Source organism: Kocuria soli, from assembly GCF_003797835.1.
Classification (GTDB): domain Bacteria; phylum Actinomycetota; class Actinomycetes; order Actinomycetales; family Micrococcaceae; genus Kocuria; species Kocuria soli.
On record NZ_RKMF01000006.1, the window covers coordinates 1 to 14,806 of the forward strand.

Below are 14,806 nucleotides of genomic sequence, written 5' to 3' on the forward strand. Positions count from 1 at the left end.
GGGCGTCAAAGGTGCGTTAGCGTGAGTCACGAAGGCCTCCGTGGTGAAGATGTTGAGTGTGGTAACCCACATCTTGCCCGGAGGCCTTCATCTACCCCGCGTGTTCACAACCTGCCGGGGAAGTACACCTAGACCGGTGCCCAGCCCGAGCGCGCGATTTGGCACCGCCAGCGTCTTTCAGTAGGGTTGTACCGCTCCCGTCACGGGGGCGCTCCTGTTCCGGTGGGGAACCATCGGACGGTGTTCGGCAGATTACCCGAGCGGCCAAAGGGGGCTGACTGTAAATCAGCTGGCATTGCCTACGGGGGTTCGAATCCCTCATCTGCCACTCGCGTCCTTCAGGACCAGGTCCCGGAACCTCCACGGTTCCGGGACCTTTTTCATGGCCGTGGTTCGTGGTCATGGTCCGGCGCACCTGGCCGAGGCCGCTACGGGGCCGTGTCCACCGCCGCTTCCACCACGGGTGAACGCCGCTGACACCGACCGGCAACGTCCGTAGGGTGGCCGTATGGCTACGGTTGAAATCACCCAGGAGAACCTGCAGCAGACCATCACGGAGAACGACATCGTTCTGCTCGACTGGTGGGCAGACTGGTGCGGTCCGTGCAAGCAGTTCGCCCCCACCTTCGAAGCCGCCTCCGAGAAGCACGGCGACGTCGTCTTCGGCAAGGTCGACACGGAGGACCAGCAGATGCTCGCGGCCTCGGCACAGATCTCGTCGATTCCCACGCTCATGGCGTTCCGGGAAGGGATTCTGGTCTTCTCACAGGCCGGGGCCCTGCCGGAATCCGCGCTCGAACAGGTCGTCGACGCGGTCAAGGGTCTGAACATGGACGAAGTGCGTCAGCAGGTCGCGGAACAGCAGGCGGAATCCGCCGAATGAGCTGACCTCGGCTCCAAGCGTGTGCTCCCGGGTGTCCGTGCGGACGCCCGGGAGCACACGTCTGTCAGGCCGGGATCAGCCGACCGCTCCCGTGCCGAGCAGGGTGCCGATCGCGAAAGTCGCGGCCAGCGCCAGTGCGCCACCGACGACGAGTCGCGTTGCGGCGCGCAGACGGTGCGGGGACCCACCGAGCCGTGCCCCGAGCCACCCCGTGAGGGCCAGGGCGACCAGGACAACGCCGAAGGTGACGGGGATCGCGATCTGGGCCGGAGGAAGCAGGATCGCCAGGGTGGGCAGCATGGAGCCCACGAAGAACGCCAGTGCCGAGGCGATGGCGGCGCCCATGGGGGAGGGGATGTCCTCCTCGTCCAGGCCCAGCTCGAAATCCAGATGGGCCTTGAGAGCGTTCTTCTGAGTCAGCTCACGGGCTGCGGAACGGGCTGTGTCCCGTGACATGCCCTTTTCCTGAAGGATTTCGACGAGTTCCTCGAATTCCTCCTCGGGCATGTCCTGGAGTTCTCGGGTCTCCAGGTCGATCAATGCCTGTTGGGAGTCCTTCTGGGAGGACACCGAGACGTATTCGCCCAAGGCCATCGACAACGCTCCGGCGGACACGGCTGCCGCGGCGACCAGGAAGATCGAACCGCGGTGAGCGGTTGCGCCGGCCACGCCCACGACCGTGGCGGCGACGGAGACGATGCCGTCGTTGGCGCCCAGGACGGCGGCGCGCAGCTTGTTGAGGTGCTCGTTGTAGTTTCCGGCCTGGGGTTCGGAGTGGATGCGTTGCTGCTGGGTTCGAAAGATGTCCGGGCTGGTGTCCGGATTTCTGCTGGATGCCGGTGTCATGACTTCATTAAAGGCCCGAAATTCAGGGGTTTCCAGCCAGGAAAGGCTTGGCTGACTTCGAGAAGAGGTGGGCAGATTCAGGTGCGACGTGGCGTTGAACGCGCCGTTCGGCTCACATGTGCCGCCGGTCCTCCGGGCTGAGTCGCGGGCCCTTGGCCTGCGGGCGCCACCCCGAGAGATACAGCAGCCGCACCACACGTTGCCGGTGGCCGCTCCAGGGTTCCAGGAGTTCGAGCATCCGCGCGTCCTCGCCCCGGTGGCCGTCGAAGAACTCCGTGACGTGGTGGGCCAGGTGGTAGTCGTACACGCTCACCGAGTCCGGGTCCCCGTGCGTGATCTGCAGGGTCTGCGCGAGGGTCCACGGGCCCACCCCGGGGATGGACCCGACGGCGCGTTGCAGGTCCGGGCCCAGCGCGACCGTGTTCCACCGGTCGAGCCCGGCGGCGCGTTCGACGACGTTCTGGATGGTTCGGGATCTGGCCGGATCGACTCCGGCGCGGTGCCAGGCCCACGACGGAATCCGTCGGATCGTGGCTGCGGAGGGAAAGACCCGCATGCCCTCAGGTACCGGGCCGGGTGCGGGGTCACCGTGCGCGCGGGCCAGCCACCGCTGTGCCCGGACCGCCTCCCCGCCCGTCACGCGTTGTTCCAGGACGGCATTCACCAGGGTTTCCACCAGGCGTCCCGTCGCGATGAGGCGCACGCCCGGGTGTCGGCTCCGCGCGCGTCGAAGCGACTCGGGCAAGAGGTCCCAGGACGAGCCGTGACGAAGACCGGTCCAGTCGTCGCCCTCACCCGCCCAGCGGGGCGCCTCCGCCATGAAGGCCTCCGCACCGAGCCCCCAGGCCTGCACGTGGACGTCCCGGTTCAGCTCGGTTCCCGGCCCCACTCGGGAGAAGCGCGCGGTCAGGGGATCGTCGCCCGTGCGAGTGGTGATCCAGAGAGCGCCGTCGTGGTCGATGCGCGCCGTGGGGTGGGAATCGCCCCGGGTGAGCACCCCCATGGTCGCGCCCAGGTCCAGTGGAGTGCCCGGTGTCCACCGTCGGTCGGCGTGGGGCACGGGCAAGAACATGTCCTCATCATGGCACCGGCCACCGACGGCTCAGCGCCGTGGCCCTAGGTATTCGCGGTGTCCGCCGTCACGACTTGTGCCCAGGCAGGTGCCCCTGCGATAGGCTGGGACTATTCATTCCGGTCCATTCCCTGGATCTCCCTGGATCAATCGTGCACCGGCCGCATTGTGCCGCCGGTGGCTGGTGGGGAAACCCCACCCAGTTCTGTCGTTGCCACCTCCCGTACGTCGCTCGAGACGACGGGTTCGGCCCGCGGCCCATGACTTCGGAACCGCTCACCCGCGGGGCCGCACCGAGGGATCACCGGAGCCATGAGGATCACCGTCCAACCGCCAGCGGTTGTGTCGTGTGCTCTGTGAACCCTGAGGAGCCTGCGCTTTGACCAGCCCGAGCGACGAAACCACCACCTCCGAGAACGCTGTATCAACGGAGCCCGCGACCAACGACTCCGGGTCAGACGACCGCTCGACCGAGAACTCGGCTCCCGAAGGTGGCTCCGCGGAGACGGAGAACGCAGGTCCGACCTTTGCCGACCTCGGTATCGACGGACGGGTGCTCTCGGCACTCGAGGGCATCGGGTACGAGAAGCCCTCGCCCATCCAGGAAGCGACCATCCCGTTGCTGCTGGAAGGTCGCGACGTCGTCGGACTGGCCCAGACCGGTACCGGCAAGACGGCCGCGTTCGCCGTCCCCGCACTGTCCCGGCTGGCCGAACTCGCGGACCTCAACGGGCCCAGCACCTCGACCAAGGTCCTGGTCCTGGCACCCACACGTGAACTCGCCCTGCAGGTCGCGGAGGCCTTCAGCTCCTACGCCGTGAACCTGGAGAACTTCACCGTCCTGCCGGTCTACGGCGGGTCCTCTTACGGCCCCCAGCTCTCCGGGCTGCGCCGCGGCGCGCAGGTTGTCGTGGGCACCCCCGGGCGAGTGATCGACCACCTCAAGCGCGGGTCCCTGGACCTCGAAGACTTGCAGTACGTGGTCCTGGACGAGGCCGACGAGATGCTGCGCATGGGTTTCGCCGAGGACGTGGAGACCATCCTGTCCCAGACCCCCGTGGAGAAGCAGGTGGCCCTGTTCTCCGCGACCATGCCGCCCGCGATCCGCAAGATCGCCCAGCAGTACCTGCGCAACCCCGAAGAGATCACGGTCAAGGCCAAGACGGCCACGGCCAAGAACATCCGGCAGCGCTACCTGCAGGTCATGGGACCGCACAAGCTCGAGGCCATGACCCGCTTGCTGGAGGTCGAGGAGCACGACGGCATCATCGTGTTCGTGCGCACCAAGGCTGCCACGGAGGAAGTGGCGGAGAAGCTGCGTGCCCGTGGCCACGCAGCGGCCGCCATCAACGGTGACATCCCGCAGCAACTGCGCGAAAAGACCGTGGACCAGCTGCGTGAAGGCAAGATCGACATCCTGGTGGCCACCGACGTCGCCGCCCGAGGACTGGACGTCGAACGCATCTCCTTGGTGGTCAACTACGACATCCCCCACGACACCGAGTCCTACGTCCACCGCATCGGTCGGACCGGCCGCGCGGGGCGCACCGGTGACGCCGTGTTGTTCATGACCCCGCGCGAGAAGTACCTGCTGCGCGCGATCGAGCGCACCACCCGCCAGCCCGTGGAGCAGATGCCCATGCCCACCGTGGAGGACGTCAACGCCACGCGCCGGCAGACCTTCGCGCAGGGCATCACGGATGCCATCGAGGGCGAGGACCTCTCCCTGTTCCGAGGGCTCGTGGAGGACTACGTCTCGGAACACGACGTCGACCCCGTCGAGGTGGCCGCAGCCCTGGCCGTAATCGCCCAGGACGGTCGCCCCTTCCTGGCCGAGGAACTGCCCGAACTGCCCAAGCGCAAGGACCGCGAGCGTCGTCGTGACGACCGCGAGGGCGGCGAGCGCGGTGGCCGTTCGCGCGCACCGCGCTCCGAGGAAGGCAAGGCCACGTACTGGGTGGCCGTGGGGCACAAGCACCACGCGGCGCCGGGGGCGATCGTCGGTGCGCTGACCAACGAAGGCGGCCTGAACGGCAGCGACGTCGGCGCGATCGAGATCCGCCCGTCCTTCAGCCTGATCGGCCTCCCGGACGACCTGAGCCGGGACGACCTCCAGCGCCTGGGTGAGATCAAGATCAACGGGCAGCGGTTGGACATCCGCCTGGACCGCGGACCCAAGTCCGGTGGCGGAGCCGGCGGTGCCGGACGTCCCCGCAGCGGTGGCTACGGCGACCGTCCGCCGCGTTCGGGCGGCCGTGGATTCAAGGGCAAGCAGGGCCCCCGCCGCAACGACGGATTCGGTGAAGGTCGCGACAAGCGCAAGCCGAAGTTCAAGAAGAGTTACTGAGTGCCCCCGTTTTTGCAACGCGGAGAACCCCTGTTACAGTATTCCGCGTTGCCCCGATAGCTCAGTGGTAGAGCGCCATCTTGGTAAGATGGAGGTCCCGGGATCGATTCCCGGTCGGGGCTCTCGTGATGAGGGCCCGCGGTTCGCGTTTTCAGCGTGATCCCGCGGGTTTCCCCATCCATCCTGGCGGTGTAGCTCAGCTGGTTAGAGCGCACGACTCATAATCGTGAGGTCGACGGATCGAGCCCGTCCACCGCTACGGACCGAAAGCCCGTGATCCTTTGAAACACCAGGATCGCGGGCTTTCCTCGTGTGAGTCCGGCAGGTAGTTGACCGCACTGAGAGGAGCGCCTTGTGAGCGTGAACCCCGATGTCCTGGGCCGGACGTATCCGTCCATCGCCCCCTACCAGGTCTCCCGCGAGGCCGTCCGCGCTTTTGCCGCCGCGGTCCACGCGCAGGCGCCCGTTCACAGCGACCTCGACGCCGCACGGGCCGCCGGCCACGCCGACCTGGTGGCACCTCCCACGTTCGCGATCATCGTGGCGCAGAAGGCCGAGGCCGCGGTCGTGGCGGACCCGGAGGCCGGGATCGACTTCTCACGCGTGGTCCACGCCGACCAGCGCTTCACCCACCATCGCGCGATCGTGGCCGGCGACGAACTGACGGCCGCCACCACGGTGGACGCCGTCCGGGCCGTGGGTACGGGTGGCATGGTCACCTTCCGCACGGAAATCGTCGACCCGGAAGGGCAGCCGGTGTCCACCGCGCTGTCTTCGCTGCTCGTGAGGGGAGAGGACCAGTGAACGTGGAATTCGAGTCACTCGAGAAGGGCCAGGAAGTGGCCACCAGGACGGTCGAGCTGTCCCGTGCCGACCTGGTGCGTTACGCGGCCGCCTCCTGGGATTTCAACCCGATCCACTGGAACGAACCGTTCGCGACGTCGGTGGGGCTGCCCAACGTCATCGCCCACGGGATGCTGACCATGGGCGCGGCCATGCAGGTCGTCGTCGACTGGGCCGGGGATCCCGCGGCCGTCACCGACGTCCAGACCCGGTTCACCAAGCCCGTCGTGGTTCCCAATGCCTTCGGCGCGGAGGTCGAACCCTCGACCACGCTGAGCATCTCCGCAAAGGTCGGAGCCCTGGACCCTGAGGCCAGGACGGCCCGGATCGACCTCACGGTCACCGCCCCGGACCTCTCCGATCCCGGCGTGGCACGTGACGCGGCCCCCGCCCTCAAGGTGCTGGTCAAGGCACAGGCCCTGGTGGTCTGGCGATGACCCCGGCCCGCGGGCGCTCCTTGCGTTCGTGGACCGTCGCGGTCTTCGCGATCTATCTGGCCTCCGGGCTGGCCATCTCGGCCTGGCTGACGCGGATCCCCACGATCGCCGACTCCCTCGGCCTGGGGCCCGCGGCGTTGGGCGCCCTGCTGCTGACCCAGACCGTCGCGGCCTTCGCGTCCGTGTCGGCGTCGGGAATGATCGTTCTGCAGCTCGGAGCGCGGCGCACACTTGCGTTGTTCTCGGCCATGGTCACCGTGGGGCTGTTCGTGCTCGGCACGGGTGTGACGGTCCTTCAGTCCTTGCCGGTCACGGTCGTCGGGCTCCTGCTCTTCGGGCTCGGGTCGGCCACCTGGAACGTGGCTGCCAACGTCGAGGGGACGGCCCTGGAAGTCGGCCTCGGGCGTTCGATCATGCCGATGATGCACGGGTTCTTCTCGATCGGCACCGTGCTGGGCGCGGGGGTCGGTTCTCTGGCGGCCGCGGGGCAGGTTCCGTTGCTGTGGCACGTCGGCCTGGTCGCCTGCGTCATGTTCGCGTTCGTGTGGTTCGCGCTGCCCGCCCTCCAGGGCGACGACCGCGCCACGGACCCACACCACCGTGAGGTCCAGCCGATCACCTCGCAGATTCCCGTCATCACCGGGACACTCCCTGCGGTCCCGCCGCGATCCGACGACGACGCAGCGGGCCCGGCCGAGGGCGGATGGCCCGTCACCACCGCGGGCAGTGACGCTCCCGGGAACTCCGAGAGGAGTCCCGGGAAACCCGTGTCCGTCCTGGAAGCGTGGAAGGACCCGCGGACCGTCCTCGTCGGGATCTTCGTGCTCGGCATGGCCCTGACCGAGGGCGCGGCCAACGACTGGGTGGCGCTGGCCCTGACCGAGGGCTACGGGGCAGAGGAATCGGTGGGTGCGGTCGGATACGGCATCTTCGTGGCTGCCATGACCACGGGCCGGATGAGCGGCACCTGGCTCATCGACCGGTTCGGGCGGATCCCGGTGCTCCGGGTGGCCTGCGCCCTGGCCCTGGTGGGGCTGGCGGTGTTCGCCTTCTCGCCCTCCGTCACGGTCGGCCTGATTTCCTTGTTCCTGTGGGGCCTCGGAGCCTCGCTGGGATTCCCCGTCGGGATGTCGGCGGCCGCCGACGACCCCGTACGGTCCGCCGTCAACGTCTCCGTGGTGTCCACCATCGGCTACGGCGCCTTCCTGGGCGGCCCGCCGCTGCTCGGGCTGCTCGGCGAGGGCATCGGCGTCCGCAATGCGTTGGCCTGCGTCATGGCCTTCGTCGTCGTCTCCTTCGTGTTGATCCCGTGGCTGCGTCCGCCAAGGGCTGAGCAGCCCGTCCACAGCGGACGGGCGGGGTCCTCGGCTCGCTAGGATGGCGGGCATGACCGCCGTACACCACCCCTCACTCGCCGACCTCACCACCACCGCTGTGGGCGGCCCCGTGAACACCTACGTCCGGGCCGAGACGGAGGAGGAGATCGTCGCGGCCGTGCGTGCGGCGGACCAGACCGGTGAGCGGCTGCTGGTCGTCGGCGGTGGCTCCAATCTCCTGGCGGGTGACGCCGGGTTCGACGGCACGGTCGTGCACATCGCCTCCCAGGGCATCCAGGTGGACCACGCCTCGGACTGCGCCGGGACCCTCCTAACGGTCGCGGCCGGCCATTCGTGGGACGACGTCGTCGCGTGGACGGTCGAGAACGAACGGGTGGGGATCGAGTCCCTCTCCGGCATCCCGGGCACCACGGGCGCCACTCCCGTGCAGAACGTGGGGGCCTACGGTCAGGAGGTCTCCCAGACCATCGCGCGGGTCAGCGTCTACGACCGTGAAGCGGGGCGCCGGACGTCCTTCGCCTTCGCGGACCTGCACTTCGCCTACCGGGACTCCTACCTCAAGCGCACGACCGTGGACGGCTCGCCGCGATTCGTCGTGCTGGCGGTGCACTTCCAGTTCACCCACGGGGAACTCTCCAAGCCCGTCCGCTACGCGCAGCTGGCCCAGCACCTCGGGATCGAGCTCAACCAGCGTGCACCTCTGGCCGACGTGCGCCAGGCGGTGCTGGACCTGCGGGCCGGCAAGGGTATGGTTCTGGCCCCGCAGGACCGGGACACGTACAGCACGGGCTCGTTCTTCACCAACCCGATCGTCTCCGACGACGTGATTGACTCCCTCGTGCCCGCGAATGCCCCGCGGTTCCCCGTCGTGGATGCGTCGGGGGAGCCCGTGCAAGGCAGCACGAAGCTCTCGGCTGCGTGGCTGATCGACAACGCGGGCTTCGGCAAGGGCTTCGGCCTCCCGGGATCCCGCAACGAACGACTCGGCATCGACGGCGCCGACGTCGCAGGTGGCCGGGCGTCGCTGTCCACCAAACACACCCTGGCCCTGAGCAACCGCGGGGAGGCACGGGCCGAGGACATGGCCTCCCTGGCCCGTGTGGTCCGTGACGGTGTGCACCAAGTGTTCGGAGTCGAGCTGGTTCCCGAACCGGTGCTGGTCGGGTTGAGCCTGTGAACACCGGGGGCCGGGTGGCTCCCGATCCCGCGGATTCCGCACTGGCCGACGAACTCCGCAGGGGGCAGGACCGCAGTCACCCCGTGCGTCAGCGCATCGAACGCTTCCAGGAGTGGTCCCACAGGGGGACGCGGTGGCGACGAATGACCGTGCGGGGATCCATCACACTGATCGGCCTGCTCCTGTTCGTGGCGGGCGTGGCCATGCTCGTGCTGCCCGGCCCCGGGTGGGTGTTCATCTTCCTGGGCATCGGCGTCTGGTCCATGGAGTTCGACTGGGCTCACCGGCTCAACCAGTGGGCCCTACGCCACCTGAGCCTGTGGTGGGCCAGGTTGCGAGAAACCCCCGTGGTCCAGTGGTGGCACTGGTGCGTCTCAGGTGCCCGGGCGCGGGTGCTGCAGAACGAGGCCGGCGCGCAGCGACAGGCTCAGGGGCGGCCCGTCCGCTTCTCGGCGCGCAACGCCGGGCCGGGCCAGTGATGCAGTCAGCATGAGGCCCCCCGGATCCAGGCAACCGGATCCAGGTCCCGGTATCAGAGCGTCCCGACGGCGATCTTGAGCATGCGCCGCAGCGGTTCGGCGGCACCCCACAGCAGTTGGTCACCCACGGTGAAGGCCGAGATGTACTCGGGGCCCATCTCCAACTTGCGCACGCGCCCCACCGGAACCTCGAGTGACCCGGAGGCGGCCACCGGCGTGAGGTCCAAGGAGGAGGCTTCTTTGGTGTTGGGAACGACTTTGGCCCACTCGTTGTCACGGTCCAGGATCTGTTCGATCTCCCGCACCGGAAGGTCCTCCGTGAGCTTGATCGTGAGCGCCTGGGCGTGGGAGCGCATGGTTGCGATCCGTACGCACAGGCCGTCGATCGGGATACGGTTCTCGGCGGTGCGGCCCAGGATCTTGTTCGTCTCGTCGCCCGCCTTCTTCTCCTCGCGCGACTGGCCGTTGCCCAGGTCCGAGTCGATCCAGGGAATCAGGGAGCCGGAGAGCGGGGCACCGAACTGCGTGGTGTCCAGATCGACGGAACGCTGCTTCGCCAGGATCTTGCGGTCGATCTCCAGGATGGCGGAGGCGGGATCGGCAAGGCCCTCGGCCACCTCGGTGTGGAGGTCGCCGAACTGCTGGAGGACTTCCCGCATGTGGCGGGCGCCGCCGCCGGAGGCCGCCTGGTACGTCATCGACGTCGCCCATTCGACCAGTCCGTTGCGGAACAGGCCGCCCATGCCCATGAGCATGCAGGACACGGTGCAGTTGCCTCCGATGAAGTCCTTGACGCCGGAACCCAAACCGGCGTCGATCACGTCGCGGTTGACGGGGTCCAGGACGATGATCGAGTCGTCGTTGCCGCGCAGGGTCGATGCGGCGTCGATCCAGAGACCGTCCCATCCACGTGCGCGGAGCTGGTCGTGGACCTTGCCGGTGTAGTCACCGCCCTGGGCGGTCACGATGATCGGAAGTGCCGCCAGCGCGTCCAGGTCATAGGCGTCCTGCAACGTGCCCGCGTCGCCCAACCCGTCGATCTCGGGGGCCTTGGCGCCGGGGGAAGAGGTCGTGAAGAACACCGGTTGGATGTCGGCGAAATCGCCTTCCGTCTGCATCCGGTCCATGAGCACGGAACCGACCATGCCGCGCCAGCCGACCAGGCCGACGGTAGGGTTGGGGTTGGCGATCGAAGTCATGCGCGCCAGTCTACGGACCCCGGAGAGCACCAGCGAGGCAGGGCGTCATGATGTGATGCAGGTCGCCTCGGCCCGGAACCGGTGCCGGCGGGGTCTCAGGCCACCAGGTCGTTGTACTGCGGGAACCGCCGCAGGTAGTCCTGGACGTAGGTGCAGGTGGGGTGGATGAGCACACCGGACGCGCGGCAGCTGTCCAGGACCAGGGTGATCAACGTGCGGGCGTAACCCTGTCTGCTGAACCGTTCGTCGATGATGGTGTGCTGCAACTCGACCGTTCCGTCCAGGTGGCGTTCGACGCCCACGAAGCCGATGAACGTCGCGTCGTTCCACAGTTCCACGCGGGACTGGTCCGGGTTGTCCACGAGCCTCAAGGACGGATCCTCGCGGATCTGCGGTTCGGTGAAATCGGGGTTTCCAGTGCTCACGGTGCCTCCCGGCGTCGTGCGATCGGGTGTGGTGCACACCACCCTAGTGCCCTGCTGGGCGCACGTTCGCATACGGGCCGGTCAGTGCCGCTGCCAGGTTTCGATGTGCCATGCCGTGCCCGTGCGCGAGACCTGCCTTGCGCCGGCGGCCACCAGGTGCCACTCGGTCCCGAGCTCTGGTGCTCGGGTGTCGCCGTCGACGTCGAGATCCAGTACCGAGACCACGGCGCGGGTCACGGGGACGTCCGGATCGGCCATCGCGTGCGCGTAGAGCTGTCCGCCGCCGATGACCCAGACCAGCTCGCCCCCGGGGGCCGCTGCCGCAGCCGCCACCGCATCCGCGTAGCTGCCCACGACGACGGTGTCCGTACCCTCCACCGTCGGGTCGTCCGCCTTCTGCGCGTCACCCGGGACCGTCACGGCCTCCGGGCGGGAGGTCACGACGACGTTCGTGCGGCCGGGCAGCGGACGGAACCTGGGCGGAAAGGACTCCCAGGTCCTGCGGCCCATGATCACCGGGTGGCCCAGTGTCTGCCGCTTGAAGTGCTGGAAGTCCTCGGGCAGGTGCCAAGGCATGCTGCCGTGATCACCGATCACGCCGTCGCGGGTCTGTGCCCAGATCGCTGCGATCTCCGGGACGTGTACGCCCGCCGCGGGTTCCGAACTCACACGGCCACCGGTGCCTTGATGCCGGGATGGTGCTGGTAGTCCAGCAGCTCGATGTCCTCGTAGTCGTAGTCGAAGATCGACTCCGGGCGGCGGGTGAAACGGACCTGCGGATACGGGTACGGCTCCCGGGCCAGCTGGCGGGCCACCTGTTCCTGGTGGTTGTCGTAGACGTGAACATCGCCACCGGTCCACACGAACTCGCCCGGCAGCAGATCCGTCTGCTGGGCCACCATGAGGGTCAACAGGGCGTAGGAGGCGATGTTGAACGGAACGCCCAGGAACATGTCCGCGGAGCGCTGGTAGAGCTGGCAGGACAGCTTGGCCGGACCTTCGGCCTGCGGCTCCACCCAGAACTGGAACATCGTGTGGCAAGGGGGAAGGGCCATGTCATCGACCTCGGCCGGGTTCCACGCCGTCACGATGTGGCGGCGGGAATCGGGGTTGGTGCGGATCTGCTCCACTATCTTGGCGATCTGGTCGATGGTCCCGCCGTCAGGAGTGGGCCAGGAACGCCACTGCACGCCGTAGACGGGGCCCAGGTCCCCGTTCTCGTCGGCCCATTCGTCCCAGATGCTCACGCCGCGTTCCTGCAACCACCGCACGTTGGAGGATCCGCGGAGGAACCACAGCAGTTCGAGGGCCACCGACTTGAAGTGCACGCGCTTGGTGGTCAGCAGGGGGAAGGACTCGGAGAGGTCGTAACGGATCTGGCGGCCGAAGACCGAACGCGTTCCGGTGCCCGTCCGGTCGGACTTGTGGGTCCCGTGGGCCGCGACCTCACGCAGCAGGTCCTCGTACGGGGTGGGGATGTCGGTGGGGGATTGGGTCATTCAATGTCTCCTGCGGGGTCTCCTGCGGGCCTGTGGTTCCGGGCACGTGAGGTTGTGTGACCTGGAGTGCCGGGGTCGGTTTTGGTCAGGACTCGAACGGTTTGACGATCTCCAGCGAGACGGCTCGCTGACGGTGCCTGCGGGAGACCTGCAACACCAACATCTCCCCGGGGACCAAGTACGGGTCCTCGGTCGGCAGCATCTTGCGCAGGTTCGACGGCAGGTGACCGCGCAGCACACCCAACGCGGTCGGGAGAACCGGTCGGTGGGTGCACAAGGCCACCGGCTTGTCCTTGTCGAACAGGGTCTCCACCACGGCCGATGCCTTCTTGGGGCTGCGCTTGTGGGCCGCCTCCGTGAGCGCCGGCCGCTCCTTGACCTTCAATCCGGCCGTCTTGGCGTAGGGGGTCACCGTGGACAGACAGCGCAGCCACGGCGACGAGATCACGCGCTGCGGAGACCACACCTTGAGCAGTTGGGTCACGGCCAGGGCCTGGCGCTTGCCGGTGGCCGCCAGGGGACGGTCGCCTTCGGCACGTGACCACGACGAACGCGGCTTGGCCTTCGCATGACGCACCACGATCACGGGGCGAACGGCAAGATCCCCCGCCTGGTGCAGTTCGACGAGCCGCCGCAGCGGGATCCGGTCGGTCTCGTTCGTGAGCAGCCGCGCGGCCTCCTCCGGGGAGACCCAGCGCAGCTGATCGACTTCCTTGCCGTCGGGCCGGGGTTCGACGTACGGGGGGACCTCCGCACTCCAGTAGTACACGTGCTTACGACCGGCCTTGACCTGATACTCCGTGGTCGGCAGGGGGACCCCCAGCCGGACGTCCAGGTTGACCTCCTCCCGGACCTCGCGATGGGCGGCCTCGGGCAGGGTTTCGTCGTCGTCGAGCTTTCCCTTGGGCCAGGACCAGTCGTCGTACCGGGGGCGGTGGATCACCAGGAGTTCGATTCCACCGGCGCCCGGGCGCCAACACAGGCAGCCTGCGGCACGAACCTCGGGCACGGAGTCGGGGCCGTGTGCCGAGGTGCGGTAGGCAGATGTGGGCATGGTCTTCCCGGCATCCTTTCGTGACGGACCGGTGGTTCGGGGTCCTGGGGCTGATCGGCCGGAGTCGCGAGGTGGCACCGCGGTGCCAGCCGACCACTCGAGTTCCCGAGCCAGCACATGCTAACCCTTCGGGGCGGCGGGTGCTGGCCTCCGGTTCACGTGCGGCTGAACATCACGTCCAGGTGCCAGGGCCGGAAGCCGATGCTGCGGTACAGGTTCATCGCGGGTTCGTTGTCACCGTCCACGTAGAGCAGTACTTCGTCCAACCCCTGCTCGGCCAGATAGTGCAGGCCGGCGATGGTCAAGGACCGACCGAGGCCCAGTCCTTGACGATCGGGAGCGATGCCGACAACGTGCACCTCTCCGCGCGCGGGTTCCTTGGCGGTCGCGGGGTGGATCTTGGTCCAGTGGAATCCCGCGATGCGTTGAGGGTCGTCCAGGGGGTGAGCGATGAGGAAACCGCGGGGGTCGAACCAGCCCTCACCCTCCCGCTGTTCCAGATCTGTCAGCGTCATGCGGCCCTGCTCCGGGTGGTCGGCGAACGCGGCCGCGTTGACCTCCAGCCAGGCCGATTCGTCCTGCCCCACGTTGAACGGGCGTAACCCGAGCCCGGCCGGAAGGTCGACCGGCAGCTCGGTGGCGATGTCCTGCAGGGGGCGCAACAGTCGATGCAGCTCGCGCACGGGTTCGAATCCGAGCGTTGCCGCCACGGCGCGCGCGGCGGCGTGATCCCCGTGGGCCCAGGCCTCCACCGGACCGATCACGGGTTCGAGCGCGCGTTCCACCAGTTCGCGGCCCAGCCCAGCCCCGCGCCGATCGGGGGCCACGACCGCTTCCAGGAGAGTGGGGCCCTCCCGGTCCACCGGGGCGACGACGACTGCGGCGGCAGCCAGGGGCGTCTCCCCGGAATCGGGGGCAACGTCCTCGGAGGGGGTGTCCCCTTGCGGTGTCCGTTCCAGGGCGGTCACGGTCACCCGCTCGGGGGCCGAGCGCAGGTCCACCAGGGTCTGGTCAGAGAAGGGCGGATCCCCGTCCTGTGTTTCGGCGACCCGGGCCAGTTCGAGCACCCGGCGGGCGGTTGATTCACCGGGTGGGAGATCGCGCCACACGGGGTGGTTCGTCTCCGCGCCGGTCGGTGTCTCAGGGTGATCGGTTGTCACGCTGTGCCGCCTCTCTACAGTCGCTCGAACGTTCAACCGGGCTGCCCG

Annotated in this window: 15 protein-coding genes and 3 tRNA genes; 10 read left to right on the plus strand and 8 right to left on the minus strand. The window is 68.2% G+C overall.

Translation table 11 applies throughout. The features are described 5' to 3' along the window. Positions 1 to 246 precede the first annotated feature (246 nt). A tRNA-Tyr gene (locus EDL96_RS05760) sits at positions 247 to 328 on the plus strand. A gap of 180 nt (positions 329 to 508) precedes the next feature. Continuing rightward, positions 509 to 883, plus strand: coding sequence for a thioredoxin (trxA, locus tag EDL96_RS05765; RefSeq protein WP_123824860.1), 375 nt, complete (start codon positions 509 to 511; stop codon positions 881 to 883). 75 nt (positions 884 to 958) lie between these two features. Here trxA and EDL96_RS05770 read toward each other — a convergent pair whose 3' ends face one another. Beyond that, on the minus strand, positions 959 to 1,729 hold the full coding sequence (locus EDL96_RS05770; RefSeq protein WP_123824861.1) for a VIT1/CCC1 transporter family protein: 771 nt from the start codon (positions 1,727 to 1,729) through the stop codon (positions 959 to 961). Between the two features lie 112 nt (positions 1,730 to 1,841). Beyond that, the gene (locus EDL96_RS05775) at positions 1,842 to 2,801 is read right to left on the minus strand and encodes a DNA-3-methyladenine glycosylase family protein (protein ID WP_166833290.1); all 960 of its coding nucleotides are present in this window, start codon (positions 2,799 to 2,801) and stop codon (positions 1,842 to 1,844) included. 379 nt (positions 2,802 to 3,180) lie between these two features. On the opposite strand from EDL96_RS05775, the gene EDL96_RS05780 reads away from it, so the two are divergent. The 8 genes from EDL96_RS05780 (at position 3,181) to EDL96_RS05815 (ending at position 9,421) form a co-directional block, all read left to right on the plus strand. After that, complete coding sequence (locus tag EDL96_RS05780; protein WP_123824862.1) at positions 3,181 to 5,148, plus strand: DEAD/DEAH box helicase; 1,968 nt, start codon at positions 3,181 to 3,183, stop codon at positions 5,146 to 5,148. A 50-nt stretch (positions 5,149 to 5,198) separates the two neighbouring features. Then, positions 5,199 to 5,270 (plus strand) — tRNA-Thr (locus EDL96_RS05785). Positions 5,271 to 5,333: 63 nt separating this feature from the next. Next, a tRNA-Met gene (locus tag EDL96_RS05790) sits at positions 5,334 to 5,407 on the plus strand. 95 nt (positions 5,408 to 5,502) lie between these two features. Continuing rightward, complete coding sequence (locus EDL96_RS05795; protein WP_123824863.1) at positions 5,503 to 5,952, plus strand: FAS1-like dehydratase domain-containing protein; 450 nt, start codon at positions 5,503 to 5,505, stop codon at positions 5,950 to 5,952. Continuing rightward, on the plus strand, positions 5,949 to 6,428 hold the full coding sequence (locus EDL96_RS05800; protein ID WP_123824864.1) for a MaoC/PaaZ C-terminal domain-containing protein: 480 nt from the start codon (positions 5,949 to 5,951) through the stop codon (positions 6,426 to 6,428). The genes EDL96_RS05795 and EDL96_RS05800 overlap by 4 nt, the downstream gene beginning before the upstream one ends. Then, a complete protein-coding gene (locus EDL96_RS05805; RefSeq protein ID WP_123824865.1) occupies positions 6,425 to 7,804 on the plus strand; it encodes an MFS transporter in 1,380 nt (459 codons plus the stop codon). The genes EDL96_RS05800 and EDL96_RS05805 overlap by 4 nt, the downstream gene beginning before the upstream one ends. Before the next feature lie 10 nt (positions 7,805 to 7,814). Then, a complete protein-coding gene (locus EDL96_RS05810) occupies positions 7,815 to 8,942 on the plus strand; it encodes a UDP-N-acetylmuramate dehydrogenase (RefSeq protein WP_123824866.1) in 1,128 nt (375 codons plus the stop codon). Then, positions 8,939 to 9,421: a PGPGW domain-containing protein gene (locus EDL96_RS05815; RefSeq protein ID WP_233568716.1), complete on the plus strand. Its 483-nt coding sequence runs from the start codon at positions 8,939 to 8,941 to the stop codon at positions 9,419 to 9,421. The genes EDL96_RS05810 and EDL96_RS05815 overlap by 4 nt, the downstream gene beginning before the upstream one ends. Positions 9,422 to 9,474: 53 nt before the next feature. Here the strand turns inward: EDL96_RS05815 and asd are convergent, their stop codons facing one another. The 6 genes from asd to mshD all read right to left on the minus strand — a co-directional run bounded on the left by asd (position 9,475) and on the right by mshD (position 14,758). After that, positions 9,475 to 10,620 (minus strand): aspartate-semialdehyde dehydrogenase, encoded by a 1,146-nt coding sequence (gene asd / locus EDL96_RS05820; protein ID WP_123824867.1) that lies wholly within the window; start codon positions 10,618 to 10,620, stop codon positions 9,475 to 9,477. Positions 10,621 to 10,715: 95 nt separating this feature from the next. After that, entirely contained in the window at positions 10,716 to 11,045 is a 330-nt protein-coding gene (locus EDL96_RS05825) for a GNAT family N-acetyltransferase (RefSeq protein WP_233568717.1), read from the minus strand. Positions 11,046 to 11,126: 81 nt separating this feature from the next. Next, positions 11,127 to 11,714 (minus strand): dihydrofolate reductase, encoded by a 588-nt coding sequence (locus EDL96_RS05830; protein WP_123824869.1) that lies wholly within the window; start codon positions 11,712 to 11,714, stop codon positions 11,127 to 11,129. Next, on the minus strand, positions 11,711 to 12,544 hold the full coding sequence (locus EDL96_RS05835; protein WP_123824870.1) for a thymidylate synthase: 834 nt from the start codon (positions 12,542 to 12,544) through the stop codon (positions 11,711 to 11,713). Before EDL96_RS05835 ends, EDL96_RS05830 begins: the two co-directional genes overlap by 4 nt. A gap of 85 nt (positions 12,545 to 12,629) precedes the next feature. Next, entirely contained in the window at positions 12,630 to 13,598 is a 969-nt protein-coding gene (locus tag EDL96_RS05840; RefSeq protein WP_123824871.1) for an NUDIX hydrolase, read from the minus strand. Between the two features lie 155 nt (positions 13,599 to 13,753). Continuing rightward, a complete protein-coding gene (gene mshD / locus EDL96_RS05845; protein WP_123824872.1) occupies positions 13,754 to 14,758 on the minus strand; it encodes a mycothiol synthase in 1,005 nt (334 codons plus the stop codon). Positions 14,759 to 14,806: the final 48 nt, after the last annotated feature.

What these genes read in the sequence shown, in the direction of transcription:
- trxA (WP_123824860.1), top strand. Translation starts at nt 509, where the DNA reads ATGGCTACGGTTGAAATCACCCAGGAGAACCTGCAGCAGACCATCACG.
- EDL96_RS05770 (WP_123824861.1), bottom strand. Translation starts at nt 1,729, where the DNA reads ATGACACCGGCATCCAGCAGAAATCCGGACACCAGCCCGGACATCTTT.
- EDL96_RS05775 (WP_166833290.1), bottom strand. Translation starts at nt 2,801, where the DNA reads ATGTTCTTGCCCGTGCCCCACGCCGACCGACGGTGGACACCGGGCACT.
- EDL96_RS05805 (WP_123824865.1), top strand. Translation starts at nt 6,425, where the DNA reads ATGACCCCGGCCCGCGGGCGCTCCTTGCGTTCGTGGACCGTCGCGGTC.
- EDL96_RS05810 (WP_123824866.1), top strand. Translation starts at nt 7,815, where the DNA reads ATGACCGCCGTACACCACCCCTCACTCGCCGACCTCACCACCACCGCT.
- asd (WP_123824867.1), bottom strand. Translation starts at nt 10,620, where the DNA reads ATGACTTCGATCGCCAACCCCAACCCTACCGTCGGCCTGGTCGGCTGG.
- EDL96_RS05835 (WP_123824870.1), bottom strand. Translation starts at nt 12,544, where the DNA reads ATGACCCAATCCCCCACCGACATCCCCACCCCGTACGAGGACCTGCTG.
- EDL96_RS05840 (WP_123824871.1), bottom strand. Translation starts at nt 13,598, where the DNA reads ATGCCCACATCTGCCTACCGCACCTCGGCACACGGCCCCGACTCCGTG.